The 26896-nt window shown below is 73.1% G+C and carries 33 protein-coding genes and 1 riboswitch; of the genes, 13 read left to right on the top strand and 20 right to left on the bottom strand.

Translation table 11 applies throughout. The features are described from left to right. Nucleotides 1-252, bottom strand: coding sequence for a type B 50S ribosomal protein L31 (locus LZG04_RS26185; RefSeq protein ID WP_233821497.1), 252 nt, complete (start codon nt 250-252; stop codon nt 1-3). Continuing rightward, complete coding sequence (mrf, locus tag LZG04_RS26180) at nt 249-1334, bottom strand: ribosome hibernation factor-recruiting GTPase MRF (protein ID WP_233821495.1); 1086 nt, start codon at nt 1332-1334, stop codon at nt 249-251. Before mrf ends, LZG04_RS26185 begins: the two co-directional genes overlap by 4 nt. Nucleotides 1335-1381: 47 nt before the next feature. Here mrf and rpmB point away from each other — a divergent pair, with 47 nt between their 5' ends. The 4 genes from rpmB to rpsR are packed head-to-tail and all read left to right on the top strand — an operon-like array spanning nt 1382 to nt 2329. Continuing rightward, a complete protein-coding gene (rpmB, locus tag LZG04_RS26175; RefSeq protein WP_233821493.1) occupies nt 1382-1621 on the top strand; it encodes a 50S ribosomal protein L28 in 240 nt (79 codons plus the stop codon). Then, nucleotides 1621-1788 carry a 50S ribosomal protein L33 gene (gene rpmG, locus LZG04_RS26170; protein ID WP_033439124.1) on the top strand — a complete coding sequence of 56 codons (168 nt, stop codon included), beginning with the start codon at nt 1621-1623 and terminating at the stop codon, nt 1786-1788. Before rpmB ends, rpmG begins: the two co-directional genes overlap by 1 nt. Next, the gene (rpsN, locus tag LZG04_RS26165; RefSeq protein WP_233821491.1) at nt 1788-2084 is read left to right on the top strand and encodes a 30S ribosomal protein S14; all 297 of its coding nucleotides are present in this window, start codon (nt 1788-1790) and stop codon (nt 2082-2084) included. Before rpmG ends, rpsN begins: the two co-directional genes overlap by 1 nt. Before the next feature lie 11 nt (nt 2085-2095). Then, nucleotides 2096-2329 carry a 30S ribosomal protein S18 gene (gene rpsR, locus LZG04_RS26160; protein ID WP_233821489.1) on the top strand — a complete coding sequence of 78 codons (234 nt, stop codon included), beginning with the start codon at nt 2096-2098 and terminating at the stop codon, nt 2327-2329. Nucleotides 2330-2382: 53 nt separating this feature from the next. On the opposite strand, the gene LZG04_RS26155 is transcribed toward rpsR, so the two are convergent. Continuing rightward, nucleotides 2383-3600, bottom strand: a complete 1218-nt coding sequence (locus tag LZG04_RS26155) for an MFS transporter (protein WP_308199321.1) — start codon at nt 3598-3600, stop codon at nt 2383-2385. Nucleotides 3601-3708: 108 nt separating this feature from the next. Between LZG04_RS26155 and LZG04_RS26150 the strand changes: the two genes are divergently transcribed. The 3 genes from LZG04_RS26150 to tenA all read left to right on the top strand — a co-directional run bounded on the left by LZG04_RS26150 (nt 3709) and on the right by tenA (nt 6362). Next, a complete protein-coding gene (locus LZG04_RS26150; protein WP_233821485.1) occupies nt 3709-4158 on the top strand; it encodes a hypothetical protein in 450 nt (149 codons plus the stop codon). Between the two features lie 135 nt (nt 4159-4293). Next, nucleotides 4294-5613, top strand: coding sequence for an amidohydrolase family protein (locus tag LZG04_RS26145; protein WP_233821483.1), 1320 nt, complete (start codon nt 4294-4296; stop codon nt 5611-5613). A gap of 65 nt (nt 5614-5678) precedes the next feature. After that, nucleotides 5679-6362: a thiaminase II gene (gene tenA, locus LZG04_RS26140; protein WP_233821481.1), complete on the top strand. Its 684-nt coding sequence runs from the start codon at nt 5679-5681 to the stop codon at nt 6360-6362. A 3-nt stretch (nt 6363-6365) separates the two neighbouring features. Here tenA and LZG04_RS26135 read toward each other — a convergent pair whose 3' ends face one another. The 5 genes from LZG04_RS26135 to thiE all read right to left on the bottom strand — a co-directional run bounded on the left by LZG04_RS26135 (nt 6366) and on the right by thiE (nt 10631). Continuing rightward, nucleotides 6366-7136: an HAD-IIA family hydrolase gene (locus tag LZG04_RS26135; protein WP_233821479.1), complete on the bottom strand. Its 771-nt coding sequence runs from the start codon at nt 7134-7136 to the stop codon at nt 6366-6368. A gap of 27 nt (nt 7137-7163) precedes the next feature. Then, nucleotides 7164-7922, bottom strand: coding sequence for a class I SAM-dependent methyltransferase (locus LZG04_RS26130; protein ID WP_233821477.1), 759 nt, complete (start codon nt 7920-7922; stop codon nt 7164-7166). Between the two features lie 17 nt (nt 7923-7939). Next, on the bottom strand, nt 7940-8935 hold the full coding sequence (locus LZG04_RS26125) for a thymidylate synthase (RefSeq protein WP_233821475.1): 996 nt from the start codon (nt 8933-8935) through the stop codon (nt 7940-7942). Between the two features lie 23 nt (nt 8936-8958). Beyond that, a complete protein-coding gene (gene thiD / locus LZG04_RS26120; protein ID WP_233821473.1) occupies nt 8959-9816 on the bottom strand; it encodes a bifunctional hydroxymethylpyrimidine kinase/phosphomethylpyrimidine kinase in 858 nt (285 codons plus the stop codon). A 146-nt stretch (nt 9817-9962) separates the two neighbouring features. Continuing rightward, a complete protein-coding gene (thiE, locus tag LZG04_RS26115; RefSeq protein WP_233821471.1) occupies nt 9963-10631 on the bottom strand; it encodes a thiamine phosphate synthase in 669 nt (222 codons plus the stop codon). Between the two features lie 142 nt (nt 10632-10773). Here thiE and thiS point away from each other — a divergent pair, with 142 nt between their 5' ends. The 3 genes from thiS to LZG04_RS26100 are packed head-to-tail and all read left to right on the top strand — an operon-like array spanning nt 10774 to nt 12518. Then, on the top strand, nt 10774-10995 hold the full coding sequence (gene thiS, locus LZG04_RS26110; protein ID WP_267937912.1) for a sulfur carrier protein ThiS: 222 nt from the start codon (nt 10774-10776) through the stop codon (nt 10993-10995). Further along, nucleotides 10988-11758: a thiazole synthase gene (locus LZG04_RS26105; RefSeq protein ID WP_308199318.1), complete on the top strand. Its 771-nt coding sequence runs from the start codon at nt 10988-10990 to the stop codon at nt 11756-11758. The genes thiS and LZG04_RS26105 overlap by 8 nt, the downstream gene beginning before the upstream one ends. 4 nt (nt 11759-11762) lie before the next feature. Beyond that, on the top strand, nt 11763-12518 hold the full coding sequence (locus LZG04_RS26100; RefSeq protein ID WP_233821469.1) for a tyrosine-protein phosphatase: 756 nt from the start codon (nt 11763-11765) through the stop codon (nt 12516-12518). A 21-nt stretch (nt 12519-12539) separates the two neighbouring features. Here LZG04_RS26100 and LZG04_RS26095 read toward each other — a convergent pair whose 3' ends face one another. From LZG04_RS26095 to LZG04_RS26065, 7 genes are all read right to left on the bottom strand, one after another. Next, a complete protein-coding gene (locus tag LZG04_RS26095) occupies nt 12540-13691 on the bottom strand; it encodes an MFS transporter (RefSeq protein WP_233821467.1) in 1152 nt (383 codons plus the stop codon). Continuing rightward, nucleotides 13688-14461 carry an ABC transporter ATP-binding protein gene (locus tag LZG04_RS26090; protein WP_233821465.1) on the bottom strand — a complete coding sequence of 258 codons (774 nt, stop codon included), beginning with the start codon at nt 14459-14461 and terminating at the stop codon, nt 13688-13690. Before LZG04_RS26090 ends, LZG04_RS26095 begins: the two co-directional genes overlap by 4 nt. After that, nucleotides 14454-15242, bottom strand: coding sequence for an ABC transporter permease (locus tag LZG04_RS26085; RefSeq protein WP_233821463.1), 789 nt, complete (start codon nt 15240-15242; stop codon nt 14454-14456). Before LZG04_RS26085 ends, LZG04_RS26090 begins: the two co-directional genes overlap by 8 nt. Further along, complete coding sequence (locus LZG04_RS26080; protein WP_233821461.1) at nt 15239-16276, bottom strand: ABC transporter substrate-binding protein; 1038 nt, start codon at nt 16274-16276, stop codon at nt 15239-15241. The genes LZG04_RS26085 and LZG04_RS26080 overlap by 4 nt, the downstream gene beginning before the upstream one ends. Beyond that, a riboswitch (TPP riboswitch) is annotated at nt 16269-16382 on the bottom strand. (Overlaps the previous gene by 8 nt.) 147 nt (nt 16383-16529) lie before the next feature. Further along, complete coding sequence (locus tag LZG04_RS26075) at nt 16530-17294, bottom strand: ATP-binding cassette domain-containing protein (RefSeq protein ID WP_233821459.1); 765 nt, start codon at nt 17292-17294, stop codon at nt 16530-16532. Further along, nucleotides 17291-18331 carry an ABC transporter permease gene (locus LZG04_RS26070; RefSeq protein WP_233821457.1) on the bottom strand — a complete coding sequence of 347 codons (1041 nt, stop codon included), beginning with the start codon at nt 18329-18331 and terminating at the stop codon, nt 17291-17293. Before LZG04_RS26070 ends, LZG04_RS26075 begins: the two co-directional genes overlap by 4 nt. Before the next feature lie 3 nt (nt 18332-18334). Then, on the bottom strand, nt 18335-19387 hold the full coding sequence (locus tag LZG04_RS26065; RefSeq protein ID WP_233821454.1) for a sugar ABC transporter substrate-binding protein: 1053 nt from the start codon (nt 19385-19387) through the stop codon (nt 18335-18337). A gap of 223 nt (nt 19388-19610) precedes the next feature. On the opposite strand from LZG04_RS26065, the gene LZG04_RS26060 reads away from it, so the two are divergent. Both LZG04_RS26060 and LZG04_RS26055 read left to right on the top strand, forming a co-directional pair. Then, a complete protein-coding gene (locus tag LZG04_RS26060; RefSeq protein WP_233821452.1) occupies nt 19611-20654 on the top strand; it encodes a LacI family DNA-binding transcriptional regulator in 1044 nt (347 codons plus the stop codon). 339 nt (nt 20655-20993) lie between these two features. Further along, a complete protein-coding gene (locus tag LZG04_RS26055) occupies nt 20994-21866 on the top strand; it encodes a serine hydrolase (protein WP_233821450.1) in 873 nt (290 codons plus the stop codon). A gap of 33 nt (nt 21867-21899) precedes the next feature. Here the strand turns inward: LZG04_RS26055 and LZG04_RS26050 are convergent, their stop codons facing one another. Both LZG04_RS26050 and LZG04_RS26045 read right to left on the bottom strand, forming a co-directional pair. Next, nucleotides 21900-22937: a HEAT repeat domain-containing protein gene (locus LZG04_RS26050; RefSeq protein WP_233821448.1), complete on the bottom strand. Its 1038-nt coding sequence runs from the start codon at nt 22935-22937 to the stop codon at nt 21900-21902. After that, nucleotides 22931-23638 carry a HEAT repeat domain-containing protein gene (locus tag LZG04_RS26045; RefSeq protein WP_233821446.1) on the bottom strand — a complete coding sequence of 236 codons (708 nt, stop codon included), beginning with the start codon at nt 23636-23638 and terminating at the stop codon, nt 22931-22933. Before LZG04_RS26045 ends, LZG04_RS26050 begins: the two co-directional genes overlap by 7 nt. A gap of 110 nt (nt 23639-23748) precedes the next feature. Between LZG04_RS26045 and LZG04_RS26040 the strand changes: the two genes are divergently transcribed. Beyond that, the gene (locus tag LZG04_RS26040; protein WP_233821444.1) at nt 23749-24492 is read left to right on the top strand and encodes a class I SAM-dependent methyltransferase; all 744 of its coding nucleotides are present in this window, start codon (nt 23749-23751) and stop codon (nt 24490-24492) included. Here LZG04_RS26040 and LZG04_RS26035 read toward each other — a convergent pair. From LZG04_RS26035 to LZG04_RS26025, 3 genes are read right to left on the bottom strand one after another with little or no spacing between them, the layout of a single operon-like run. Next, nucleotides 24489-25730 (bottom strand): RNA polymerase sigma factor, encoded by a 1242-nt coding sequence (locus tag LZG04_RS26035; protein WP_233821441.1) that lies wholly within the window; start codon nt 25728-25730, stop codon nt 24489-24491. The two genes, LZG04_RS26040 and LZG04_RS26035, sit on opposite strands and share 4 nt — an antisense overlap. Continuing rightward, complete coding sequence (locus LZG04_RS26030; protein ID WP_233821439.1) at nt 25727-26050, bottom strand: YciI family protein; 324 nt, start codon at nt 26048-26050, stop codon at nt 25727-25729. The genes LZG04_RS26035 and LZG04_RS26030 overlap by 4 nt, the downstream gene beginning before the upstream one ends. Before the next feature lie 50 nt (nt 26051-26100). Continuing rightward, complete coding sequence (locus tag LZG04_RS26025) at nt 26101-26712, bottom strand: dihydrofolate reductase family protein (protein WP_233821437.1); 612 nt, start codon at nt 26710-26712, stop codon at nt 26101-26103. Nucleotides 26713-26896: the final 184 nt, after the last annotated feature.

Raw genomic sequence — 26896 nt, 5'->3', positions numbered from 1 at the left:
TCAGCGGTTCCTCCTGCCGTAGCGGCGGTTGAACTTCTCGACCCGGCCGGCGGTGTCCACGACCCGCTGGTTGCCGGTCCAGAACGGGTGCGAGTCGGAGGTGATGTCGACCGTGATGAGCGGGTAGGTGTTGCCGTCCTCCCACTCGACGGTGCGCGTCGACGTCGCCGTGGACCGGGTCAGGAACGCCTTGCCGGTCGACTGGTCCCGGAACACCACCGGGTGGTAGTCGGGGTGGATGCCCTGCTTCACAACTCCTCCATCTCGTCGTGCCACTCGGCGAAAGGGTCGACGAACTCCAGCTCGTCGGCCAGCGCCAGTTCCTCGTCGGTCACCAGCGCCGCGCGCAGTGCCGCCGTGATCTCCGCCGGGTCCGCTGAGGCGGTGATGACCACCAGCTCCTGCGACCGGTCGCCGTAGTCGGGGTGCCACGCGAGGGCCCGGCGCTCGGCGGGCACGGCTGACCGGTCCTCGACGGCGGCCGGCCACGGGCCGAGGTTGCCGACGTTCAGCCCGCCGCCCGCGGACTCCAGCCACAGCGCGACGTCGGGTTGGCTCGCCACCCACACCCGGCCGCGGGTGCGCACGACGCCGTCGAGCAGGACGTCGATCGCCCGGTGCAGCCGCATGGGGTGGAACGGGCGGCGTTCGGTGAAGTGGACGACGGCCGCGCCGTGCGCCGGTTCCAGCGGCGGCTGCCCGTGCAGCAGGGCGCCGAAGCCGTCGTCGAAACGACCCCGGCGCGCGCCCTCGGGGATCGCGGCCAGCAGCTCCGGCACGTCGAGGGCATCCCGGTGGCGTCGCGGCGCGAGCGGGTTGAGCCGGTCCAGCACGGCGTCCAGGGTCGGGTCCGCGCCCTCCCCGGTCAGCACGATGGCGTCGGCGAACTCCGCCTGGCCCACGACCACCTGCGCCACGGTCCGCTCGTCGCCTTCGGCGGCTCCCAGGCCGCGGTCGCGCAACGCCTCGTCCCCGGTCGCGTCGGCGAGCCAGGTGGCGCGGTCGACCGCGGTGACCACCGCCTCGACCCGCACGTCCACCTGCCGCAGGGCGAAGCAGACCGCTTCCGGCTCCAGCGCCGGGTCCAGGTGCACGACCACCCGGCCGCCCAGGCGTTCCAGCAACGGCAGCAGGTCCAGGCGCAGCGTGCACGACACGCAGCCGTGCGCCAGTTCCAGCACGGTCAGCTCGCCGTCGACCCAGCGCCGCACCACACCGTCGGCCAGATCGCGCAGGTCGTGGCGGACCAGCACCGACCGCGGCCACGCCCGCCAGACCTCTTCGGCCACGTCGTGGCGCGCGAGCCCGGCCACCAGCAGCACCTCGGTTCCCATGTGGGTTAGCCTAACGGAAACGATTGTCGTTTCAAACTGGAGGTAGCGTGTCGTCACGGCACTGCCGGGTCACCGGGCGCAAGCCCGGCTACGGCAAACAGGTCTCCCACTCCCACCGGCGCACGTCCCGCCGTTGGCTGCCCAACACCCAGCGGCGGCGGTTCTGGCTGCCGTCCGAGAACCGGCACGTCGTGCTGACGCTGTCGACCAAGGGCATCAAGACCGTCGACAAGCGCGGCATCGAGGCCGTGGTCGCCGAGCTGCGCCGGCAAGGGGTGAAGCTCTGATGGCCAAGTCGACCGACGTCCGGCCGATCATCAAGCTCCGCTCCACCGCGGGCACCGGCTACACCTACGTCACCCGCAAGAACCGCCGCAACGACCCCGACCGCCTGGTGCTGCGCAAGTTCGACCCCGTCGTGCGCCGCCACGTCGACTTCAAGGAGGAGCGCTGATGGCCAAGAAGTCCAAGATCGCCCGCGACCGGCAGCGGCGGGAGACCGTCGCCCGGCACGCCGAGCGGCGCGCGGAGCTGAAGGAGGTCATCCGCACCGATCCCGACCGCCGCGACGAGGCCGTGCGGGCGTTGCAGAAGCTGCCGCGCGACGCCAGCCCCACCCGCCTGCGCAACCGCGACACCGTCGACGGGCGACCGCGTGCGGTGTTCCGCGCGTTCGGCCTGAGCCGGATCAGGCTGCGCGAGATGGCCCACCGGGGCGAGCTCCCCGGCGTCACCAAGTCGAGCTGGTAGGAGGAAGCACCGTGCCCCGCCCCGAACGCCCCGCCAAGCGCCGCGTCAACGCCCTGCGCAAGGAAGGCGTGACCACAGTGGACTGGAAGGACGCGACCCTGCTGCGCAAGTTCATCTCCGACCGCGGCAAGATCCGCTCCCGCCGGGTCACCGGCCTGACGCCGCAGCAGCAGCGCCAGGTCGCCACCGCGATCAAGAACGCGCGCGAGATGGCACTGCTGCCCTACCCGGGCAAGGGCCGCTGAGCGGTCGGTGTGCCCCGCCTGCCCGGCGGGGCACACCGGCACGTGCGACCAGCTCACCTCCCGGGTCGGCCGGTGGCGCTGTCGTGACGGGAGCGCAGGGCGTACCAGCCGGCGGCGGCCATGCCCGCGGCGGCGACCGCGAACAGCACGCGGTAGTGCACGAGCTCCACCAGAGCCGCGCCCACCGGGATCGCCAGCGTCGACGGGATGAACGCGGCGGTGAACGCCGCACTGCCCGTGCGGCCCTGCAGCTCGTTCGGCGTGGTGCGCTGGATCAGCGTGGTGGTGCCGATCAGCAGCCACGGCAGGCCGAACCCGCGCAGGCCCGCGCCCAGCAGGACCAGCCACGTCGACGGCGGCAACGCGGTCAGCACGCACCCCAACGCGGCCACGACCATGCCGATCCCGACCAGCCCCGCCTCGCCGCGCCGCCGCATCAGCCACGGCGCGACGAGCCCACCGAGCACCGAGCCCAGGCCCTGGGCCGTCACCACGACGCCGACGAACTCCGGTGACCGGCCCAACCCCTGCTCGACCACCGCGTAGGCGTAGGACGTCAGCAGTCCGCCGAAGCCGAACACGACCGCCGAGCCGACCACCAACCGCCGCAGCGGCACGAACCCGGCGATCCGGTCGATGCCCGCGCGCAGCTCGCGCGCCCAGCTCGTGCGGGCGGCGGGCGTGAGGGCCGGTTCGCGCGACGCCATCAGCGACAACGCGCCGGCGGCCGCCAGGAAGGTGACCGCGTCGATCGCCGCCACCGCCGGGCCGCCCCAGACGGCGAACAGCGCCGCGCCGGCCGCCGGCCCGAGCAGCTTGAACCCCTCCGACAACGTCAGCCGCGCGCTGTTGTAGCCGCCGAGGTGCTCCTCGGGGACGAGCGTCGACATCAACGCCGGCTCCGCCGCCCCGATCAGCGCGTAGCCGACCCCGTAGGCCGTCATCACCGCGAACACGATCCACACCAGCCCCGGGCGGTCCACCGCGAGCAGCGGCAGCAACGCCACCGCCGCGCCCAGGTTCGTGACCAAGAGCAGCCGCCGTCGCGGCACCCGGTCGGCGACCAGCGCGAACACCGGCCCGATCAGCGACGGGGCCCAGATGCAGAAGTTCACCATCCCCGCGGCGGCGTCGCTGCCGGTGAGGTCCTTGACCCAGATGCCGGCCACCACGAGGAACATCGAGTCGCCGAACAACGACAACGTCAGGCCGATCATGTACAAGCGGATGTCGCGGACCCTCAACGCTGCCCATGCGCTGCCGCCCGGCACATCAACCCCCTCGCGCACATCGGCAGGTCGTCGATCGACGGTACCGGGTCATCACGGCTGTTCTTGATCGGCGAACGTCGGGGGCAGGTCGTCGGGCACGGTGGTCGGGTGACACGCGTGCTGATCGCCGGTGCCGCGCTGGTACTCGGCGTGCCGGGTTTCCCGGCCTGCGCCGACCACGACCGGCCGGAGCTGATCGACGACCCCGTCGTCGCGGACGCGGCGGAGAGCGCCTGCGCCGCGATGGCGCGGGAGGTGCACGCGGTGGTCGGTGATCCCGTGCAGGCGATCCGGGCGCGCAACGACGCCGTCGTCACGATGATCGACGCGGTGCGGGCGGTCGGGGAGGACCGCATCGCGGACGACCGCCCGGCAGCCGAGTGGCTCGCGGACTGGCGCGCCCTCGTGGACGCACGGGCCCGGCACGCCGACGACCTCGCCGCCGGACGCGATCCGGGCTGGGTGGTGCCCGCGCACGACGGACGTCCGATCACCGAACGGATGGCCGCCGTCAGCCTCGACTGCGCCGTGCCGCCGGAGGTCACCGAAGGGCGTTGAGCAGACCACCGGTGCGATCACACGCGCGTTCGGGATGGCGCAGCGCCGGCGGGGAACGGCTCGCCGGCGGCCTCGGCCAGTGAGGTGGATCACTAGGCTCCGAAAGGGTCGGATCGACTCGGTGAGGAGCTTGCCATGGCGGATCGGCTGGTAATCGCCAACGGGATCGTGGTGACCATGAACGACGCCCGGGAGGTGCACCACGGCGGCACCGTGGTGGTCGAGGGGGATCGGGTGGTGGCGGTCCACCCGCGCGGCCCGGAGGCCGATGCCGCTCGCGCCGGCGCGAGCCGGGTCATCGACGCCACCGACAAGGCGGTGTTACCCGGGCTGGTGGACCTGCACTACCACACCGCGCTGGGCAAGGGGTACAGCGACCACCTGCCGCTGCTGGAGTACCTGGAGACGTGCTGGTACCCGATCATCCGGGCGCTGGACCACGAAGCCGCCTACTGGGCCGCGCTGGCGAGCTACAGCGAGTCGTTGCGCTGCGGCGTGACCACGGTCAACGACATGTACCGGCGGCTGGACGCGCTCGCGCCGGCCGCCGAGCGGATCGGCATCCGGGCCGTGCTGTCCAACGACGTCGCCACCGACGAGCACCGGCTGGACACCCTGGCCGACAACGAACGCGCCTACCGGGAGTGGCACGGCAAGGCCGACGGCCGCATCGAGGTCTACGTGGGCATCGAGTGGCTGCCCCTGGCCTCGCCGGAGCTGCTGCGCGACGCCCGCGGCCTGGCCGACGACCTCGGCACGGGCATCCACGTGCACCTCAACGAGTCCCTGGGCGAGGTCCAGACCGTGCTGGAGCGGTTCGGCAGGCGCCCCACCGAGCTGGCCTTCGACACCGGCCTGCTCGGCCCGGACACCATCGCCGCGCACTGCGTGTGGCTGTCCGACACCGAGATCGCCCTGATGCGCGAGACCGGCACGCGGATCTCGCACAACCCCGTGTCCAACGCGAAGCTGGGCAACGGCATCGCCCGCGTGCCCGAGATGATCGCCGCCGGCCTCACCGTCGGGCTCGGCCACGACGCGGCCGAGTGCAACAACAGCCGCGACCTGTTCGAGGTGATGAAGTACGCCTCGCTGGTCCACCGCGCCAACCGGGTGGACGCGGGCCTGTTCCAGGCGCCGGACGTCCTGGCCATGGCCACCCGCAACGGCGCGGACGCGTTGGGCCACCAGACCGGTCGGATCGAGGTGGGCCGCAAGGCCGACCTCGCCCTGGTCGGCCTGCGCAACCAGATGTTCACCCCGTTGGAGCCGGGCAACGCCGAGCACCTGTACTCGCACCTGGTGTTCGCGGCCAACGGCAGCAGCGTCGACACCACGATCGTGGACGGCGTGGTGGTGCTGGACGAGGGCGTGTTCACCACGATCGACGAGGGCGAGGTGCTGGCCAAGGCCAACGAGGCGTTCCTGCGCGTACTCGACCGCATCCGCGGCTGACCGGGCCCGCGGTCACGGGCGCGCGGACGGTGTCCGCGCCGGCGGCGTGCGGCTAGCCTGCTGGAATGGCCACATCGCACGCCGTCCCCGCGACCTTCACCGACGCGCTCTGGTCCGAGGTCGAGGACATCCACGCCCACGTGCTCGCCCACCCCTTCATCACCGGCCTGCTGGACGGCACGCTGCCCCGCGAGTCGTTCCGCCACTACCTCGTGCAGGACGCGCACTACCTGAGCGGGTACGCCAAGGTGCTCGCGCTGTGCGCGGCCATGGCGACGCGGGACGAGGACACCGCGATGTTCGCCCGGCACGCGGCCAACACGGTGGCCGTGGAACGCGGCCTGCACGAGTCGCTGCTGGCCGAGCTGGGCACCACGCCGGAGCAGGCCGCGGCCGAGGCGGTCTCCCCGACCACGCGCGCCTACCTCGACTTCCTGGTCGCGAGCGCGCGCGGCGGGTACGCCGAGGCGGTGGGCGCGGTGCTGCCCTGCTACTGGATCTACGCACGAGTGGGCGCGGCGCTGCGCGTGCAGGGTTCACCGGACCCGCTGTACCACCGCTGGATCGACGCGTACGGCGACCCCGCGTTCCAGGGCCTGGTGGACGAGGTGCTCGCGGCGACCGACTGGCTCGGTGAGCGGTTGTCCCCCGACGACCGGTTGCTGGTCGGCGCGCGGATGCGCACGGCCGCCCGGTACGAGTGGATGTTCTGGGACGCCGGGTACCGCCGCGAGTCCTGGCCCGTCTGAGGGTCAGGCGGGCGCGAGCAGCCCGGTCAGGTCGCCCACCACGTGGTCCGGGCGCGGGTGGGCGTCCTCGGGCAGCGGGTCCGGCCGCACCAGCACGGTGGGCAGGCCGGCGCGCCTGCCGCCCTCCACGTCGGTCTCGACCCGGTCGCCGACGACCGCCACCCGGCCACCGCCCAGCAGCGCGCGGGCGGTCCGGAAGATCGCCGGTTCGGGCTTGCCCAGCGCGGTGGCCCGCCTGCCCAGCGCGGTCTCCACGGCCGCGAGCACCGCGCCGGTGCCCGGCCAGAGCCCGTCGGGCATCGGGAAGGTGGCGTCCCGGTTGGTGGCGAACAGCTCCGCCCCGCGCGCGCCGGCCCGGCAGGCGGCGCGCAGCTCGGCGTAGTCGAACCCGTCGTGCCCGGACACGAGGATGCGGTCGGCGTGCTCGGCCTCGTCCGCAGTGAGCACGACCGCGCCCGCCTCGGCCGCCTCCGCGCGCAGCTCGTCGGTGCCGATCACGAACACCCGCGCGCCGCCGGCGGCGACCTCGGCGGCGGCGAACCACCCCGAGGTGACCACCGCGGCGGGTCGCGTGGGCAGTCCCCACGACGTCAGGCGCGCCGCCACGGTGGCGCGCGCGTGCCGCGGGTCGTTGGTCAGGTACACGATCCCCTTGCCGTCCCGGGCCAGGGCGGACAGCGTCTCCACCGCGCCGGGCAGCGGGCGGCCACCGACGTGCACCACGCCGTCCAGGTCCACGATGAACCCGTCGAACCCGTCCGCCAGGACGGCCATCAGCTCTCCCCGCCTCGGGCGCCCACGTCACTTCTCCCCGGACGTGATGAGGAACGGCGGGCGGGTCGCCTCGGCCGGCTGGTCGACGTCCAGCAGCGACCCCGGCACGAGACCCTCGGTGTCGGGCACGTCACCCAGCAGCGGGGCCGCGGTGGTGACGTCGCGGAAGCCGCACTCGGTCAGCAAATCCACGTAGGTCTGGCGCGGCCAGTGGTGGTCGAGCAGTTCGAGCACCCCGCCGCCGGGCAGGTGCAGCAGCACCCGGCGCTGCTGCCCGGCCTCGTACCGGACGCCGGGCTCGCCGCTGATGAACGTGGAGAACCGGGTGCCCGTGGTGTCGGGGTTGGTGTCCAGCACCGCGAAGCGCCCGCCCGGCCGCAGCACCCGGTGCACCTCCGCCACGATGGCGCGGATCCGCTCCAGGTCGCCGATGTTGAGCAGCACGTAGCAGCACATCGCCGCGTCGACCGAGTCGTCGGCCAGGAAATCCAGCCGCGGCCCGGTGAGCAGGTGGTAGCGGATCCGCGGGTGGGCGCGCCGGGTGCGCGCGATCTCCAGCATCCCCGGCGAGATGTCGACGGCCTCCACCTGAACGGGGTGCTTCTCCGCCACGCGCAAGGAGATCTTGCCCGGTCCGCACCCGTAGTCCAGCACCGTGCGCACGTCGGTGTCACCCAACCGCAGCGCGGAGAACACCGTCGGGTAGCCCAGCACCCGCTCGGGCAGGTCGTCGTACTCGTCGAACCCGGTGGCGACGACGCCACCGGCCTGCCAGTCCGTGCCCATGCGACTCCTCAGGATCGTCAACTGCCGAGCGTGACCGGACCCGCCAGCAGGTCGGGTCTCCACTTGCCCATCAACCACCGGTAGCAGGGCCACAGCAACGCGGCCGTGCCCTCGTCGGGTGGCTCCCCGTGGCGCAACGCGCGGTGCAGTTCCAACACCAGCAGCACCTGCGCCCAGTAGTCGGGCAGCCCGGGGAAGTCGACGGCCGGGTCGAGGCGGTGCCGGTTGAGGCGCAACGGCTCTTCCAGGTCGAGCACGTGGCGCACGAACGGCCAGTTGTCCCCCTCGGGCATCTCCGGGAACGGCAACGCCGGGTCCGCCGCGGCCGCCGGGTCGGCGAGCACCTCGCGTGCCCGTCGGGCGTCGCTGTCGTAGACGTGCATCGAGCCCACGGTGTGGACGTACTCACCGAGCCGCAGCCCGAGCTGGCGCGCCATCAGCTCCTGGATGAAGGTGAACGAGAACACGTCGCTGGACATGCCGCGGTAGGCGTCGTTGGCGCGCATGAACCCGATCGCGTGCAACGCGCCCTCGCGGACGAGGAACTGCACGCCCAGGGTGCAGGACACGTCCGGGTTCCCGGGCACGGTCAGCTCCTCGGCGCGGAAGATCTGCACCACCGCGCGCTTGCTGTCGGGGTCGTCGCGCAGCTGGTCCACCACCGTCCACCACTGGTCCGGCCGACCGTCGCCGCCGAAGATCGCGCGGCCGTACGCGGTTCCCGTCAGCCGCACGCCGTCGGCGGAGTACTTGCGGATGCCGGGCGCGTAGTGGGCGATGAAGTCCAGGTCGTCGCGACCGGACAGGTACCACAGCGCCTCGGCGAGGTTGAACGCGATGTTCAGGCGGCGGGCGGGCACCAGGGGCACCCGTTGGCTCGGGCGGCGCAGTCGGTACTGCACGCCGAGCCGTTCGCTGCTGGGCTGACCGCGTGGCGCGTTGCGGTAGGACGGCTGGTCCACCAGCGATCGCAGCACGGCGGTGTAGGCGTGGTGGAAGGTGTCGAACTCCACGGTCGCGGTTCCTCCAGGGACGGCTATCCGTCGGGGTGTTCCCACCAGGGTCTGGTCGCCCACAACGCGGACACCGGGCCGTAGCCCGCGCCCAGGGCGAAGGAGTGGCGCACCGCCTCGACGACGTAACGCTTGCCGAACGCCACCGCCTCCGGCACGGGCAGGCCGCGGGCCAGGCCGGCGGTGATCGCGGCGGCGAACGAGTCGCCCCCGCCGTGGGTGTTCTCCGTGTCGACCCTCGGGCCGGGGAACTCGGTGAACGTGCTGCCGTCGTAGAGCACGTCCACGCTGGCCTCGGTGTCGCCGGCCAGGTGGCCGCCCTTCACCAGCACGTGCCGCGCGCCCAGGTCGTGCAGCGCTTTCGCGGCCTCGTGCTGGCCGGCGCGGTCGCGGACGTCGACGCCGACGAGCAGGCGCACCTCGTCGAGGTTGGGCGTGGTGACCGTGGCCCTGGGCAGCAGCAGCGCCCGGTACGACTCCACGGCCGCGGTGGAGGCCAACGCGTCACCGTGCATGGAGGCCAGCACCGGGTCGACGACGAGCGGCACCGGCCCGTCACCGCCGATGCCCGCGTCGTCGCACGTCCGCACCAGCGCTTCGACGACCTCGGCGGTGCCGAGCATCCCGGTCTTGACCGCGTCCAGGCCGATGTCCTCGACCACGGCGGTGATCTGGGCGGCCACCACGTCCGGTGGGACGCCGTGCACGACGTGCACGCCCACCGAGTTCTGGGCGGTGACCGCGCAGACGGCCAGGCACCCGTGGACCCCGCACGCGGCGAAGGCCCGCAGGTCGGCGGCCGCACCCGCGCCGCCGCCGGAGTCGGTGCCCGCCACGGTCATCACCCGCGGCGGCGTGACACCGACCGCCCGCTCCCCCATCGGCCCTCCACACCGTCGACACCGCTGTCGCGGAAAGCACCGCCGCGCCGGTCCGACGACCGGTGCCCGCCACGGCGAGACGCGAGTTCCTCACCGACCGTAGTCGCCTGATCGCTCAGGGGCAATATGCGACGACGGTGACGGGCTCAACCCGCACCGACCGCCGCTTTCAGCTCCGCCGCGGCCCGGCGCGGGTCGGTCGCCGCACCGATCGCGCGCACCACCGCGACGCGACGCGCACCGGCCGCCAGCACCTCCGGCAGGCGCGCCGCGTCGATGCCGCCGATGGGGAACCACGGCTTGTCCCCGGCGACCTCGGCGGCCCGGCGCACCAGGTCCAGCCCGGCCGCCGCACGCCCGGGCTTGGTCGGCGTGGCCCAGCACGGGCCCACGCTGAAGTAGTCCACGTCGGGGTCGGCGGCCGCTTGCGCGGTCTGCGCGGGGTTGTGGGTCGACCGCCCGATCAGCACGTCCGGACCGAGCAGCCGACGGGCGTGCGCGACCGGCAGGTCGTCCTGCCCCAGGTGCAGCACGTGCGCCCCGGCGGCCGACGCCAGGTCGGCGCGGTCGTTGACCGCCAGCAACGCGCCGTGGCGCAGGCACGCTTCGCGCAGCACGGCCAACGCCGCCAACGCCTGCCCCGCCTCCAGCGGGCCGAACCGCCGCTCCCCCTCGGAACCCTTGTCCCGCAACTGGATGACGTCCACCCCGCCGGCGAGCGCGGCGTCGGCGAACTCGGCGAGGTCGCCGGTGTCGCGACGCGCGTCCGTGCACAGGTAGAGCCGGGCCGCCGCCAACCGATCGCGCTGCTGCATGTCCGCGACGCTAGCGACATCCCGCGTGGCGCGGCACTCCCCCGCTTCGGTGGCGGACCCGCACGAGTGGCGGTATGGCCCGCACGGACAACGGCACTACCGTCGAAATGCCGGTGAACGCACCGGAACCGACACGCCGTCGATGATCCGACCCTGGGAGGCGCTGGTGAACCTCGTGGTCAACGGGCAACCGACCGAGGTGGCGGACGGCTGCACGACCGCCGAGCTCGTCGAGCGGCTGTCCGCTCGGCGCACCGGCATAGCGGTGGCCGTCGACGGCGAGGTCGTGCCCCGGCACGCGTGGGGCACCGCGCTGCGCGACGGTGCCGCGGTCGAGGTGCTCACGGCGGTGCAGGGTGGATGAGCCGCTGCGGATCGCCGACCGGGTGTTCGGTTCGCGACTGATCATGGGCACGGGCGGCGCTTCGAACCTCACCGTGCTGGAACGCGCGCTGGTGGCGTCGGGGACGGAGTTGACGACCGTGGCGATGCGCCGGGTCGACCCGTCCGGCGGCGGTGTGCTGGACCTGTTGGAGCGCCTGAAGATCGGCGTGCTGCCCAACACCGCGGGCTGCCGCGGCGCGGCCGAGGCGGTGCTCACCGCGCGGCTGGCGCGCGAGGCGCTGGAGACCGACTGGGTGAAGCTGGAGGTGATCGCGGACGAGCGCACCCTGCTGCCCGACGTGACGGAACTCGTGCACGCCGCCGAGCAGTTGGTCGACGACGGCTTCACCGTGCTGCCCTACACCACCGACGACCCGGTCGTGGCCCGCCGGTTGGAGGACATCGGCTGCGCGGCCGTGATGCCGCTGGGCTCCCCCATCGGCACCGGGCGTGGCATCGCCAACCCGCACAACATCGAGCTGATCGCGGAGCAGGCGGGCGTGCCGGTGATCCTGGACGCGGGCATCGGCACCGCCAGCGACGCGGCGCTGGCCATGGAGCTGGGCTGCGCGGCCGTGCTGCTCGCCACGGCGGTCACCCGGGCCGGCGACCCCGAGCGGATGGCGCGGGCGATGGCCGACGCGGTGTCGGCGGGGTTCGACGCCCGGTTGGCGGGCCGCATCCCCAAGCGGTACTGGGCGCAGGCGTCCTCGCCCGCGCTGCCGTCGGCTGTGGTGGACTGATGGCGTGACGCCACCGCCCCGGTTCCTCGACATCGACGGCCTGTTCAACTTCCGCGACCTCGGCGGCTACCGCACCGAGGACGGCCGTTCGGTGACGTGGGGCAGGCTGTACCGCTCCGACGGCCTGCACCGGTTGACCGAGCAGGGCGTGCGGGCCTTCCTGGCGCTGGGCGCGACCACCGTGCTGGACCTGCGCACCGCGGCGGAGCTGGCCGAGCGGGCGTGGACGCCCCCGCAGGGCTGGCCGGGTCGGCTGCTGCACCTGCCGCTGCTGCGGGACGTGCCGGACTGGTCGGCGTTGCCGCCGGAGGACATCGCCCGCGAGGACTTCGCGGCGGAGCACTACCGGGAGATCGCGGTCGAGGGCGCGGCCGGGTTGAAGGCGGCCGTGGAGGCGCTGTCCGCGCCGGGCGCGCTGCCCGCGGTGTTCCACTGCGCGGCGGGCAAGGACCGGACCGGTGTGCTCGCCGCGCTCGTGCTGCGCCTGCTCGGCGTGCCGGCCGAGGACGTGGCCGACGACTACGCGCTGAGCGAGACCGCCACCGCCCGGTGGCAGGCGTCGGTCGCGGCGGGCGGTGAGGACGACACCCGCGCACAGTGGGCGCACGTGCCGCCGTCGATGCTCACCGCGGACCGCGCGACCATGCTGGCGTTCCTGCGGGCGGTCGACGCCGAGCACGGCTCGCCGGCGGGCTTCGCGTCCCACCTGGGCCTGTCCGCCGACACCCTGGCCCGACTGCGAACCGCCCTGCTCGACTGACCGCCGGCAGCCACCGCCACCTCACCGCCCGCGCAACACCCCCGCACCGGCGGACACCGCCAGGGCGAGCACGACCAGTGCCGCCACCGCGGGTCGCAGCGAGGACACCGCGGCGATCCCGCCGATCAGCGCCGGCCCCGCGAGGAACCCCAGGTAGCCGATCGTCGACACCACCGCGATCGCGCCCGCCGGGTTGTCCCGTCCCTCGGCGGCGGCGCTGAACAGGGTCGGCACGACGCCCGCGAGCGCCAGGCCCACCAGCCCGAACCCGACGACACCCGCCGTCGCGCCCGGGCCGAGCAGGGCCAGCGCCAGTCCCGCCGCGGCCAGCACGCCCGCCGCCCGCACGTACCGCACCCGTCCCACCCGGTCCACGAGCCGGTCGGCCACCAGCCGGCAGCAGGCCATGGACAGCGAGAACGCGGCGAAACCCAGGGCGGCGACGGCGGGGCTGCCGCCCGCCTCGTCCCGCAGGTAGACCGCGCTCCAGTCGTACACCGCGCCCTCGCACAGCAGGCTGCACAGGACCAGCAGGCCCAACACCACCAGCCGCCGGTCGCGACGCGGTGAGGAACGCCCGACGGCCTCACGCTCCGGTGACGTGGGCAGCAGCCCGAAGGCGGCGGTCAGGCCGATCGCCGCCAGCACGACCGCGACCACCGGCAGGTGCGCCGCCGGCGACGCGCCGACCGCGGCGGCGCCGGCCCCGATCAGGGAACCGGCCAACCCGCCGAAGCTGAACTGCGCGTGGAACGCCGCCATCACCTGCCGGGGGTACCGGCGCTCGACCTCGACCGCGGCGGTGTTCATGGCCACGTCCAGCATCCCGTTGCCGATGCCCAGGCCCACCAGCGCGACGGTGAGCAGTGCGAGGGTCGGCGCGAGGCCCACGGCGGCGAGCGCCGCGGCGTAGCCGACCAGCACCGCGCGCACGACCGCGGTGCTGCCGAAGCGGGTCACCAGGGCACCGGCCAGCGGCAGGCCGACCACCGCGCCCGCGCTCAGGCCGAAGACCGCGATCGCGATGGCCGCCGGACCCGCGCCCACCCGGTCCGCGATCGCGGGCACGCGCGAGGCCCAGCCGGAGAACATCGCCCCGTTGACGAAGAACACCACCGCTACGCAGGACCTGGCCCGCGCCACCGGCGTGCGCCTCCCGTCCGGTGCGCTCACGCCTCCGGCCGCCGACCTCGCAACGCGTTGAGCAGCACGTCCTCCAACTGCGCGAACCGCGGGTCGGTGATCACGCCCAGGCCGCGGGGGTGGGGCAGGTCGACGACCACGTCCAGGTGCACCCGGGTGGGCCGGGGCGCGAGCACCAGGACCCGGTCGGACAGCAGCACCGCCTCCCGGATGTCGTGGGTGATCATCAGCACGGTCCACTCGAACCCGGTGCGGACGGTCTCCAGCCACTCCTGCATGTCGGTGCGGGTCAGCGAGTCCAACGCGCCGAACGGCTCGTCGAGCAGCAGCACGGCCCGGTCCTGCACCACCGTGCGCAGCAGCGCCGCCCGCTGCCTCATGCCGCCGGACAGCTCCTGCGGGCGTGCCGACTCGAACCCGGCCAGCCCGAACGGCCCGAACAGCGCGCGGGCCCGGTCCCGCGCGGCCCGCCGCGGCACGCCCGCGACCTCCAGCCCCAACGTGGTGTTGTCCAGCACCGTGCGCCACGGGAACAGCAGGTCCTGCTGCGGCATGTAGGCGAACGGGTCGCTGCGCCCGGTGGAGTCGCGGCCGTCGACCACCACCCGGCCGGAGTCGGGCCGCTCCAGCCCCGCGATCGCGTTGAACAGCGTGGACTTGCCGCACCCGCTGGGGCCGATCACCGAGACGAACTCACCCGGTGCGACGTCGAAGCGGACCCCGTCGAGCACCGGCAGCACGCCCGCGTCGGTCCGGAACGACTTGTGCAGGTCCTCGACGGCCAGCTTGACCTCACCCACGACGCCTCTTCACGTGCCAGGGGATGACCAGCCGCTCCACGAGGTGGGTCACCCCGAACAACCCGATCGACAGCAGCGCGGTGACCACCACCGCCGCCAGCACCAGGTCGGTGCGGAAGGAGTTCTTCTGCAGGCTCATGAAGATGCCCAAACCCTCCTTGGCCCCGGCGTACTCGGCGAAGACCGCCCCGGTCACCGCGTAGGTGATGCCGATGCGCAACGCCGTGAAGAACGACGGCAACGCGCCCGGCAGCCGCACGTAGCGGAACCGCTGCCAGCGCGACGCGCCCATGCTGCGCAACAGGTCCGTGGCCTTGCGGTCGGTGGCGGCGAAGCCCTCGATCAGCCCGATCGCGATCGGGAAGAACGTCACCAGGGCGATCACCAGCACCTTGGGCAGCAGCCCGAAGCCGAACCAGATGATCAGCAGCGGCGCGATGACGATGATCGGGATGGTCTGCGAGGCCACCAGCAGCGGGGTCAGGGCCCGGCGCAGCCAGCGGGAGAAGTCGACCGCGATGGCCAACGCCCAGCTCAGCGCCAGCGAGCAGGCGAACCCGATGGCGGTGACCTGGAGCGTGGGCACGGTGTGGGTCCAGATGAGCTCGCGGTTGCGCCACCCCTGCTCCACCACGCGCAGCGGCGAGGGCAGGACCTGCGGCCGCACGCCGGTCGACGTCACGGCCCACTGCCAGACGACCAGGCCGACCACCACGAGCACCAGCGGCGGGACGACGGCGGACAGCGTGCGCCGCGCCCGCCCGCGGGTGGGCGCACTCACGGGGAGGACGCCAGGTAGTCGTTGGTGAACCAGGTCGCGAAGTCGGGCCGCTCGGTCAGCGGCGCGCCGTCCGGCCCGGCCAGCACGCCGGAGTCGTAGAGGAACCCGGACAGGCCCGCCCAGGTCTCGACGGTCTGCGTCCCGACCACGCCCTTGGCGTCGAGCAGGTACTTCTCGGCCATCATCTTCACACCGCGCGAGACCATCTCCCGCTCGCCGAACGCCGCCGGGTCGGCCTCGGCCAGCAGCTCAGCGCCCCGCGCGGGGTCCTGGGCGGCGAACTGGTACCCGCGCTGCACGGTCTGCACGAACTTCGCCGCGGTGTCGCGGTTGTCCGCCAGCCACGGCGTCTTGCCGACCAGGAGCAGGTTGTAGGAGTCCGGGAAGCCGAAATCGGTGTACTCGAAGGTCTTGAACGGCGTGCCGCGCAGCTCGGCCTGCACGCCCTCGACGTTGAGGAACGGCTCGGTGAAGTCCGCTTCGCCCGCGTAGACCGCCTCGTACGCGGCCGTGCCCAGCACGATCGTCTCGAACTCGCCCTTGCCGCCCGCGTTCTTGATGACCTGGCGCATCTTCGGCACCTCGTAAGCCGCGCCGAAGCCGCCGTACACCTTGCCGTCGAGGTCGGCCGGGCTGTTGACGTCCGTGCGATCACCGCGCACCGCGATCGCGGTGGCCCAGTGCTGCACGATCGCCATCACCGACGTGATGTCGGCGCCCGACGCCTTCGAGAAGCTGAACGAGTCCTGGAAGCTGATGCCGAAGTCGGCCGCGCCGGAGGAGACCAGCGTCTCCGGGGTGGTGTTGTTGTAGGGCAGCAGCTCCACGTCCAGCCCGGCCTGCTCGAACCACCCCTGCTGCTGGGCGATGAAGATCCCGGTGTGGTTGACGTTGGGCGTCCAGTCCAGCGCCAAGCGGACCTTCGGGCGGTTCCCGGCACCGCCCGCGTCGCCCCCGTCACCGCCGCACGCCGTCAAGGCGAGGGCGAGAGCGGCCACGACGGCGGTGACGCCGAAGTTCTTCCATGCACGCACGGCAAATCCTCCCTACGCCGGTACGAACCGGGTCAGGTGCGAACGGTCGACGGCCGGTCGTGCCGTCCTCTCAGCCCGGACGCGCAGGGCTCCCGCGGGGTGGGCACCACCCTACGCGGTGCCGCGGGGCGTCGACACCGACCCCGCGGTGGCGTGCCCCACCCGTTCGGGGTACCGCACCGATCGGCCGACACGCGCTCGCCCGGCGCACCGCGTGAGGTGCGCCGGGCGAGTGGCGGAACGGTCGCGTGGTCTAGGACGGTGGCTCCATGGCGCCGGTCATGATCGCCACGGCGTCGGACATCGAGATCGTCTTCGGGTCGACCACGGCCTTGCGCCGGCCGAGGCGCTGGATGTGGATGCGGTCGGCGACCTCGAACACGTGCGGCATGTTGTGGCTGATCAGGATGACCGGCAGGCCGCGGTCGCGGACCTGGAGCACGAGGTCGAGCACGGCGCGGGACTCGCGCACGCCCAGGGCCGCGGTGGGCTCGTCCATGATCACGACCCGGCTGCCGAACGCGGCGGCGCGGGCCACCGCGACGGCCTGGCGCTGCCCGCCGGACAGGGTCTCCACCGCCTGGCCGGGGTTCTGGATCGTCATGATGCCCAGCGCGTCGAGCTGCCGCCGCGCCTCCTCGCGCATCCCGTTGCGGTCGAGCATCCGGAACACCGAGCCGAGCACGCCCTTGCGTCGGCGTTCCCGGCCCAGGAACAGGTTGGCCGCGATGTCCAGCGACGGCGCGACCGCCAACGACTGGTGCACCGTCTCGATCCCGGCCTCCCGCGCGTCCAGGGGCGAGGAGAACGACACCGGGCGGCCGTCGACCAGGATCTCGCCCTCGTCCGGCACCACGGCCCCGGACAGCGCCTTGATCAGGCTCGACTTGCCCGCGCCGTTGTCGCCGATGACGGCCAGGATCTCGCCGGGCAGCAGCTCCAGGTCCGCGCCGGCCAGCGCGGTGACCCGGCCGTAGCGCTTGACCAGACCGCGGGCCCGCAACACCGGTGTGGTCATGGCTTCACCTTCCGGATCCACTGGTCCAGCGACACCGCGACGATGATCAGCACGCCGACCGCCAGGGTCTGCCACAGCACGTCCACCCCGGCCAGCGCCAGGCCGTTGCGGAACACGCCGACGATCAACGCCCCGATCAGCGAGCCGACGATCGCGCCACGACCGCCGAACAGGCTGGTGCCGCCGATCACCACGGCGGTGATCGAGTCCAGGTTGTCCAGCTGCCCCGCCTGCGGACTGGCCGAGGCGATGCGGCCGATCAGCACCCACGCCGCCAGCGCGTACACCGCGCCGGCCGTGGCGTACACGCTCAGCAGCACCCGCGCGGTGCGGATGCCCGACAGCCGCGACGCCTCGGCGTCGTCACCGGTGGCGTAGACGTGCCGGCCCCACGCGGTGTTCTTCAACGCGAACGCCATCGCGGCCACCAACAGCACCATCATGATCGAGCCGTAGGTGATCCGGGTGCCGCCGACGTTGACCGTCTGACCGGTCCACAGCAGCAGCGACGGCATGTCGGTGCCGCGGATGGTGGCGCTGGCGGAGTACCAGAGGTTCAGCGCGAAGAACACGTTGAGCGTGCCGAGCGTGACGATGAACGGCGGCAGCTTCAGCCGCGTCACCAGCAGACCGTTGAGCAGGCCGCACAGCGTGCCGACCAGAAAGCCCAGCAGCAGCGCGGGCAGGCCGGGCAGCCCGGTGTCGGCGGCGACCTTGGCCATCACGATCGAGGTGAGCACCATGATCGCGCCGCACGAGAGGTCGATGCCCGCGGTGAGGATGACGATCGTCTGGCCCACGGCCAGAGTGCCGACGACCGCGACCTGTTGCAGGATCAGGGAGATGTTGCCCGGCGTGAGGAACCGCTCCGACAGCAGGGCGAACACCACGACCGAGACGAGCAGCACCACCGCCGGGCCGATGGTGGCCTGTGCGTGCAGCAGGTGCTGGAGCCGGGTCAACGGCGAGCGGCGGGCGTCGTCCCCGCCGAGGGGGCCGCCGCCGGGCGAGTGGCTGGTGGACAGCGTGGTCGACATGGCTCAGCCCCAGCAGTTCTCAAGACCCCAGGCGGCGTCCTTGGAGTCGACGCCGGTGACGGGCTGGTCGGTGATGAGGGTGACGCCGGTGTCGACGAAGTCCTTGCCCGCGGTGTTCTGCGGCTTGGTGCCGTCCTTGGCGAACTTGGCGATCGCCTCCACGCCCAGCTGCGCCATCTTCAGCGGGTACTGCTGCGAGGTGGCGCCGATGATCCCCGACTTGACGTTCTGCACACCGGGGCAGCCGCCGTCCACCGACACGATCGTGACGTCCTTCTCCTTGCCCGCCGCCTTCAACGCCTCATAGGCGCCCGCCGCGGCCGGCTCGTTGATCGTGTAGACGAGGTTGATGCCCGGGTCCTTCTGGAGCAGGTTCTCCATCGCCGTGCGGCCGCCCTCGGGCGCGCCGTCGGTGACGTCGTGACCCACGATGCGCGGGTCGCTCTCGTCCCCGATCCGCTTGTCGTCCTTGACGTCCACGCCGAAGCCCTCCAGGAAGCCCTGGTCGCGCTGCACGTCCACGGACACCTGGTTCGGGTTCAGGTCGAGCAGGGCGATCTTCGCCTGCTTGCCCTCGGCCTCGAACTTCGCCTTCGCCCACTGCCCGATCAGCTTGCCGGCCTGGTAGTTGTCGGTGGCGAAGGTCGCGTCGGCGGCGTCGGCGGGCTCCAGCTGGGTGTCCAGTGCGATCACCAGCAGCCCCGCCTGGCGCGCCTTGTCCACCGAGGGCACGATCGCCTTGGAGTCGTTGGGCGTGATCAGGATGCCCTTCGCGCCCGCGCCGATCAGGTTCTCGATCGCGTCGACCTGCGACTGGTTGTCGCCGTCCTGCTTGCCCGCGAACGACTGGACGGTCGCGCCCGTGCCACCGGCCGCCTGCTGCGCCCCTTCCTTCATCTTCACGAAGAACGGGTTCGTGTCGGTCTTGGTCACCAACCCGACGAGCGTGCCGCCGCCGGCCGCGCCGCCGCCGTCCCCGCACCCGGTGAGCAGCGCCAGCAGTGACGCCGACACCAGGGCCGTGAGCCTGACGCCCGTGCGCGCCCGTCCGGTCATGTCTCCTCCTACGTCAACGTTGACGTAATCTACCGACGGTGTCGAGCCTGTCCCATCGGGCCTGATTACGCTGGATCGCGAGCACAAATCCCACGCTTCTCACGCGGTGGAGCCGCTGGGAGGAAGTGGGACTTTCGTTAAGTCATCGTTGACGCTAGCTTCGTGGTCCAAGTCACGACAAGTCGCCGTTACGCAAGCGTTACTCGGGATGGAGCAGAGGACCATGGACCCACGGGGTGGGCGGCGAGAGCCGACGATGCGGGACGTCGCCGCGTTGGCGCGGGTCAGCACGAAGACGGTGTCGAGAGTGATCAACGACCTGCCGGGTGCCGGCCCGGAGGTCGTGGAGCGGGTGCGAGAGGCCGCGCGCACGTTGGGGTACCGGCCCAACCTGACCGCGAGCAGCCTGCGTCGGTCGGACCGGCGCAGCGCCACGATCGGGGTGTTGTTCGAGGACCTGTCCAACCCGTTCGACGCGGCGTTGCTGCGGGCGGTGGAGGACCACGCGCGGCGGCACGGGGTGCTGGTGCTCGCGGGCAGCAGCGAGGACGACCCGGCCCTGCAACGCGAGCTGCTCGCGTCGTTGGCCACGCGCCGGGTGGACGGGATGGTGGTGATGGCAGCCGGCGGGCACCAGGACGCGTTGCAGCGCGAACGCGAGCGGGGCACGCCGATGGTGCTGGTGGACCGCCCGCCGACGTTCGACGGCACCGACAGCGTCACCACGACCAACCGCGACAGCTCGCGCGACGCGGTGCTGCACCTGGCCGGCCGGGGTCACCGGCGCATCGCGTTCCTGGGCGACCGGCAGACCCTGTGGACCAGCTGCGAGCGCTATACCGGCTACCTCGAAGGGCTGGCCCACGCCGGGCTGACCCTGCGCGAGGACCTCGTGCGCACCGACCTGCACGGCCCCGACGCCGCCGAGACCGCCACCGCCGCCCTGCTCGACCGCCACGAGCCGCCGACCGCGCTGTTCACCGCGCAGAACCTGGTGACCGTGGGCGCGATGCGCGCTTTGCGCGACCGCGACCTGCACCACCGCGTCGCGCTCATCGGCTTCGACGACTTCCCCTTGGCCGACATGCTGCAACCCGGCGTCACCGTCCTGCGCCAGGACGTCCCCGCCCTCGGCCGCAGGGCCGCCGAACTGGTCTTCGCCCGCATCGACGGCGACCGCTCCGAACCGACCCACGCCGTCATCCCCGCCACCCTCATCCACCGCGGCTCCGGCGAGATCCCGCCACCCGCGGACGGCACCCGGTGAGGCGTCGACCACCACCGTGACGCGCCGCTCGGCCTCGATCCGGGCACCGGCCCGGTCGGGCGGGCGCTCGGTGACGTCGCACCGAACGCGGCGGTGCCGCACGACACCGCGCACCGGGCCGGATTCGCGTCCGCCACGAACCGCCACCGGTCCGCGGCACCGGCCGGCGAGTGGACTGCGCCGACGTCCACGACCACTCGCCGCGGTCGCGCTGACGGGACGACTCCGTTCGCCGCGGTGCACCGGAAAAGGTTGCACCCATTCGAGACTTGGTCGGCATGACGATGGTCACCCGCGTTTCCTGGCCGGGTCGCACACGCCCTGCTACCTTCCGTGACCATGAGGCCCAGCCCCCGACGAATGATCGCGACCGCGTTGCTCGCGGCCGTTTTCGCCACCCCGTCGATCGCCCCGACGGCCACGGCCGCGCAACCCGTGACGACCGCCGTGGTGGCCGCCGACCAGGTGGCGGGCAAAGCGCACTTCGACTGGACGCTGCTCAACCGCATCCGCCGGGCGAATGCCTACGCGCAGAGCCGTCCCGGTTTCGCCGGGATCGTGGTGCGCGACCGCAAGACCGGCGCGGTCTGGCGCAACCAGCACTCCGACACGCTCATCTGGGCCTGTTCCACGCCCAAGCTCGCGATGGTCGTCGACCTGCTGCTGCGCAACGACGCCGGCGTCATCAGCCTCACGGCCGAGGACCGCGACCTGATGCACCGCATGCTGAACTCCAGCGACGACAACGCGGCGCACACGCTGTGGAACCGCTACGGCGGCGAGCGGGAGTTCGCGTCCCGCTTCCCGTCCTACGGGATGACGGACATGCGGTTCACCGATCAGCACCCGCACCACTGGGGCTGGATCCTCACCACCGCCGACGACCTCGACCGGCTGGTGAACTACGTGCTCACCGAACTCCCCGCCCAGCACCGCGACTACATCGTCAACGAGATGCGCTCGGTCGACGTGAACCAGCAGTGGGGCGTGTGGGGCGCGGGCCCGGCGGCGCGCCCGGGCAACAAGAACGGTTGGTCCGACGACAACGACGACGGTTCGTGGCTGATGAACTCGGTCGGTTTCGTCGGCCCCGATGAGCGCTACACCCTCGCCATCATGAACAACACCCAGGTCGTGGACAACGGTTACGCCGTGGGCATGGAAACCACGACCGGAATCAGCCGGATCATGTTCGAGGGTTACTTCCGCTGACACCCGGCCGCGCGAGTCCGGCACACCGCGCGGTCACCGATCCGGGTCGCTTCGGCCTTCGGCCGATCGCTCGTCGAGCAGTCCGACGAAGGCCGAGGCGACCAGCGCGACGGCCCGGTCGTCGTCCCGGGTCAGGCGGCGCAGCACGTCCCGGGCCGCGCGGCCCGACAGCTCGACCAGCGCCTGGGTCAGGCGTATCCGGACCGCGGTGTGCCCGGCGTGCGCGGCGAGCTCGTCCACCAGCGCGGTCATGACCCGGTCGGCGCACCCCGCCTCACGCGCCAGCGCGCCCAGGACCTCCGCCGCCTCCACGTCGTTCGAACCCTCGACCACCATGCCGACCAGCGTCGGCACGGCCTCGGTCACGCCCCGCCGGCCCAGGGCCAGGGCCGCCTGCCCGCGCACGGCCGGGTCGGGGTCGTCGAGCGCGTCGGCGAGCACCCCGGTCACCTCCGGGTCCTCCGGCAGCTCGGCGATCGTCAGCACGGCACGCCGCCGGACGTCGGCGTCGTCCGAGCGCATCCCGGCGGCCAGCGTCGCCAGGCCGTCGCCGCCCGACCGGGCGAGGGCCCAGCGCAGCGCGCCCGCCACGATGGGGTCGGCTTCGGCCAGGACCGCGCCGGCCAGCAGCTCGGCGGGCGCGGGCGCGCCGTCCGGTCGGGACAGCACGGCCTGCTGCCTGCGCGCGGCGCTGGTCGACCCGAGCCCCTGCATCAGCTCCACGACGCGCAGCACGTCCTGCCAGTCGGTCGGCGCGGACGCGTCGATCGCGCGGAGCCGCTCCAGCAGCTCCCGTTCCCGCTCCAGCCGGTCCTCGGTCCACCGGATGAGGTCGCCGACCAGGGCGGACGGCGTGAAGGCCGGGTCCTCCAGCGCCCGTCCGACCTGCTTGAGCGAGAGCCCCAGGGACCGCAGGCCCTCCACGTGGAAGATCCGGCGGACGTCCTCGGCGGAGTACTCGCGGTAGCCGCCGACGGTGCGACCGGTCGGTCGCACCAGCCCGAGGGCGTCGTAGTGCCGCAGCATCCGGGTGCTCACCCCGGAGTGGCGGGCCACGTCACCGATCAGCAAGCGGTGCCCTCCGGTTCCCCCGCCACGCGGGCGGCTCGTTCGGGCCCGAGCGCGACGACGCGCTTGGCCTCGGCGACGGCCGCGTCGAAACCGGTCTCCGGGTCTTGCAGGAGCAGCTCGGTGGCGCGGGCGTGCGTGGCCACCGCCGGGTCCGGGCTCGCGACCGCCCGCGCCAGGGCGGGCGTGATCACGTCGCCGAGGTCGACCAGGGCCCGGCTCAGGCTCAGCCGCACGTCGCGGTCGCCCCGGCCGAGCTGCCCGACGAGTTCGGCGGCCAGGTCCGCCTTCGCGTCCTCCGGCACGAGGACCACCGCGACCCGCCACGCGGTCCGCGCCACCTCGTCGTCCGCGTCACGCAGCAGGTCGCGCGTGACCCACGGCCAGGCGCGCCGGTCGCCGATCTTGGACAGCGTGTGCAACGCCTGGCTGCGGGCCCGGGTGCGCGCGGAGTCGAGCTCACGGCGGATCCGGGGCAGGGTGAGCTCGGCCGGCAGGCGGGTCAGCGCCCAGGACAGCATGTCGCGCACGAAGAAGTCCGGCTCGACGGCGCACCGCTCGACCAGGGCGTCGAGCAGTCCGGGGTCGGGGTTCGAGCCGACCGCCAGGGCCGCCTGGAGCCGGACCGACGCGTCGCCGGCGCTCAGCGCGGCGGTGACGCGGGCGTGGTGCGGGGTCGCGCTTGTCGTGGTAATCGGGACCACCTCCGGCGTCCAGTGGACACCTTGTCACCGTGTCAAGGTCAACCTCCGCTGAGCAGGCTAGGCGAGCGCGCCGGGGACCGCGCGCGAACGCCCGTGCCACGATGGAACGCATGTCCCGCGCTCCTGGAGAAGGCACCGCGGCGCGGTCGCGCGCCGCCGACTACGACGGCTTGGCCGAGGGCTACACGGCCGAGAACGAGACCAGCCTGGTGAACGCCCACTACGAGCGCCCGGCGGCCCTGGCCCTGGCCGGGGACGTGGCCGGCAGGCGGATCCTCGACGCCGGCTGCGGTTCCGGCCTGCTGTCGCTGGCGCTGCGCGAGCGTGGCGCGGTCGTGAGCGGCTTCGACGGCAGCGCCGGGATGCTGGCGCAGGCCCGGCGACGCCTGGGCGAGGACGCGGACCTGCGGGTGGTCGACCTGGGCGGACCCCTGCCCTACCCCGACGACGAGTTCGACGACGTCATCGCGTCACTGGTGCTGCACTACCTGCGGGACTGGGGGCCGCCGCTGGCGGAGCTGCGGCGCGTGCTGCGGCCCGGTGGCCGGCTCATCGCCTCGGTGGACCACCCGTTCGCGATCAACCTCATGCACCGCGCGCGGGGGCCGAGGCCCGACTACTTCGAGACGGTCAACCGGCTCGAGACGTGGACCATGGGCGGCCAGACCGCCGAGCTGAGCTTCTGGCACCGGCCGCTGCACGCGATGACCGACGCCTTCACCGCGGCGGGCTTCCGGATCTCCGCCCTCCACGAGCCCAAACCCGTGCCCGCCGCGCGCGAGCTGTTCCCCGACGGCTTCCACCTCCTCGACACCTTCCCGAGCTTCCTGTTCTTCGTCCTGCACGCGGACTAGCCAGACCCCAACTGGTCGCGTCGGCGGGTCAGGTAGGCGGTCTCGGCGGTGTTGCCGGCCAGCTCGATGGCCCGGTCGTAGGCCGTGCGCGACTGCTCGCTGCGGCCCAGGCGGCGCAGCAGGTCGGCCCGCGTGGCGTGGTAGGCGTGGTAGCCGGCCAGCGCCCCGGCGAGCCGGTCGACGAGGGCCAGGGCCACCTCCGGCCCGTCCAGCTCGGCCACGGCGACGGCCCGGTTGAGGGCGACGATCGGGGACGGGTCGAGGCGGACGAGCTGGTCGTAGAGGGCGAGGATCTGCGACCAGTCGGTGTCACGGGTGTCGCGGGCCGACGTGTGCACGGCGTTGATCGCCGCGAGGACCTGGTAGCGGCCCGGCGCGACGCCGGCGGCGGCCGCGGCCAGGCGTTCGCGCACCAGCCCGTGGCCCTCGGCGATCAGGTCCGCGTCCCAGGCTCCCCGGTCCTGCTCGTGCAGGGCCACCAGTTCGCCGGTCGCCGAGACCCGGGCGGCGCGGCGGGCCTCGGTGAGCAGCATCAGCGCCAGCAACCCGGCCACCTCGCCGTCGTCGGGCAGCAGGGCGCGGATCAGGCGGGTGAGCCGGATCGCCTCGGCGGTCAGGTCGTGGCGCACCGGGTCGGTGTCGGGGCCGGTGGCCAGGTAGCCCTCGTTGAACACGAGGAACAGCACGGCGAGCACACCGCCGACGCGGGCGGGCAGGTCCGGCGCGGCCGGCACCCGGTACGGGATGCGCGCCGCCTTGATCTTGGCCTTCGCCCGGGTGATCCGCTGGGCCACGGCGCTCTCGGCCACCAGGAAGGCGCGGGCGATCTCGGGCACGGTCAGCCCGCCGACCATGCGCAGCGTCAGCGCCAGGCGGGCTTCCACCCCCAGCGCCGGGTGGCAGCAGGTGAAGAACAGCCGCAGCCGGTCGTCGTCGATGACGCCGAGGGGCTCGGGCGGCTCGTCGTCGTGCACCATCCGGGCCTCCTCGTGCTTGTCGTCGCGCTTGCTCTCGCGCCGGATCCGGTCGATGGCCTTGTGGGTGGCGGTGGTGGTCAGCCAGGCGGCGGGGTTGGGCGGCACGCCGTCGGCGCGCCAGCGCTGCACGGCGGTCGCGAACGCCTCGGCCGTCGCCTCCTCGGCGAGGTCGAGGTCACCGAACCGCCTGGTCAGGGCGGCGACCACCCGGGCCCACCCGTCGCGGTGGGCCCGGGTGATCGCCTCCTCGACGTCGTTCACCGGAACGGCCGCACTTCGATCTTCCGGTCGCACACCTTCGACGCCTCGGCGGCGAGCGCGAGCGCCACGTCCAGGTCGGGAGCCTCCCAGACCCAGACGCCGGCGAGGTACTCCTTGGACTCCACGAAGGGTCCGTCGCTGAACACGGCCTGCTCGCCCCGGTTGTCGACGACCGTGGCCGCCTCGGTGTCCGCGAGCCCGCCCGCGAAGACCCAGTGGCCCTCGGCGATCAGCCGCTCGTTGAACGCGCTGATGGCGGGCTGCCGGTCCGTGCTGCCGGGGTTGGTCTTGTCGTCGATCACGGAAACCAGGTACTGCATGGGAAGATCCTCTCCGGGAAGTCTGGCGGTGGGGGTTCGGTGCTCGGAGCTCAGGCCGCGGCGGCGTGGCGCGGGCGCCCGGCCGGCCGGTGGACCTGGATCGTCACGCCCTTCGAGTCGACCCGCGACTCGACCAGGTCGAGCGCGAGGCCCCGACCGTTCTCCGGGAACAGCCTCGTGCCCTGGCCCAGCACCACCGGCACCACGATCAGGGTCAGCTCGTCGACCAGGTCGTGCTCCAGCAGCCACCGGGTCAGCACGCCGCTGCCGTGCACCTGCAGCTCACCCCCCGGCCTGGCCTTCAGCTCGCCGATCGCCGCCGCGAGGTCGTCGCCGAGGACGGTCGTGCCGTGCCACCGCGGCGCGGAGAGCGTGGTCGAGGCAACGTACTTCGGAGCCCGGTCCAAGGCCACCCCGATGGGGTGCGCGCGCATGTCGTCGATCGTCCCCCAGGAGCGGGCGAACAGCTCGTAGGTGCGCCGGCCGAACAGGAACGCCTCGGCGCGCTGGTAGGTGCGGGTGATGAACTCCCTGGTGGCGTCGTCGCCCCGGCCGAGGGCCCACCCGCCGCGCTCGAACCCGCCGCGGCGGTCGTCCGACGTGGCTCCGTTGCCCTGCATGACGCCGTCGAGGGTGACCTGGGTCGTGGTCGTCAGCTTCACGATCGCGTTCCTCCGCCTTGGCGCCGCCCCTCGTGGGCGGCCTCACCACTGCTACGAACGCGACCGGCCCGATCCGACACCTCCGCCCGGATTTTCGCCGAGATCTTTTCCCCGGCTTCGTGACCTGGGCAAAGCGGTCGGGCGGGGCCGGGGCACCTGCCCCCGCCCCGCCCCACGGCCCAGC

Source organism: Saccharothrix sp. S26, from assembly GCF_021390395.1.
In the GTDB taxonomy this organism is placed as follows: domain Bacteria; phylum Actinomycetota; class Actinomycetes; order Mycobacteriales; family Pseudonocardiaceae; genus Actinosynnema.
Note: the sequence above shows the minus strand (reverse complement) of the source record. Positions and strands in the feature narration are given on the sequence as shown.

Bases quoted from the DNA above. Each gene is read 5' to 3' on its own strand.
- rpsN (WP_233821491.1), top strand. From the start codon at position 1,788: ATGGCCAAGAAGTCCAAGATCGCCCGCGACCGGCAGCGGCGGGAGACC.
- LZG04_RS26070 (WP_233821457.1), bottom strand. From the start codon at position 18,331: ATGTCGACCACGCTGTCCACCAGCCACTCGCCCGGCGGCGGCCCCCTC.
- LZG04_RS26040 (WP_233821444.1), top strand. From the start codon at position 23,749: ATGTCCCGCGCTCCTGGAGAAGGCACCGCGGCGCGGTCGCGCGCCGCC.
- thiS (WP_267937912.1), top strand. From the start codon at position 10,774: ATGATCCGACCCTGGGAGGCGCTGGTGAACCTCGTGGTCAACGGGCAA.
- thiE (WP_233821471.1), bottom strand. From the start codon at position 10,631: ATGCAGCAGCGCGATCGGTTGGCGGCGGCCCGGCTCTACCTGTGCACG.
- tenA (WP_233821481.1), top strand. From the start codon at position 5,679: ATGGCCACATCGCACGCCGTCCCCGCGACCTTCACCGACGCGCTCTGG.
- LZG04_RS26030 (WP_233821439.1), bottom strand. From the start codon at position 26,050: ATGCAGTACCTGGTTTCCGTGATCGACGACAAGACCAACCCCGGCAGC.
- LZG04_RS26075 (WP_233821459.1), bottom strand. From the start codon at position 17,294: ATGACCACACCGGTGTTGCGGGCCCGCGGTCTGGTCAAGCGCTACGGC.
- mrf (WP_233821495.1), bottom strand. From the start codon at position 1,334: ATGGGAACCGAGGTGCTGCTGGTGGCCGGGCTCGCGCGCCACGACGTG.
- LZG04_RS26135 (WP_233821479.1), bottom strand. From the start codon at position 7,136: ATGGCCGTCCTGGCGGACGGGTTCGACGGGTTCATCGTGGACCTGGAC.
- LZG04_RS26145 (WP_233821483.1), top strand. From the start codon at position 4,294: ATGGCGGATCGGCTGGTAATCGCCAACGGGATCGTGGTGACCATGAAC.
- rpmG (WP_033439124.1), top strand. From the start codon at position 1,621: ATGGCCAAGTCGACCGACGTCCGGCCGATCATCAAGCTCCGCTCCACC.
- LZG04_RS26060 (WP_233821452.1), top strand. From the start codon at position 19,611: ATGGACCCACGGGGTGGGCGGCGAGAGCCGACGATGCGGGACGTCGCC.
- LZG04_RS26055 (WP_233821450.1), top strand. From the start codon at position 20,994: ATGAGGCCCAGCCCCCGACGAATGATCGCGACCGCGTTGCTCGCGGCC.
- thiD (WP_233821473.1), bottom strand. From the start codon at position 9,816: ATGGGGGAGCGGGCGGTCGGTGTCACGCCGCCGCGGGTGATGACCGTG.
- LZG04_RS26065 (WP_233821454.1), bottom strand. From the start codon at position 19,387: ATGACCGGACGGGCGCGCACGGGCGTCAGGCTCACGGCCCTGGTGTCG.
- LZG04_RS26130 (WP_233821477.1), bottom strand. From the start codon at position 7,922: ATGGGCACGGACTGGCAGGCCGGTGGCGTCGTCGCCACCGGGTTCGAC.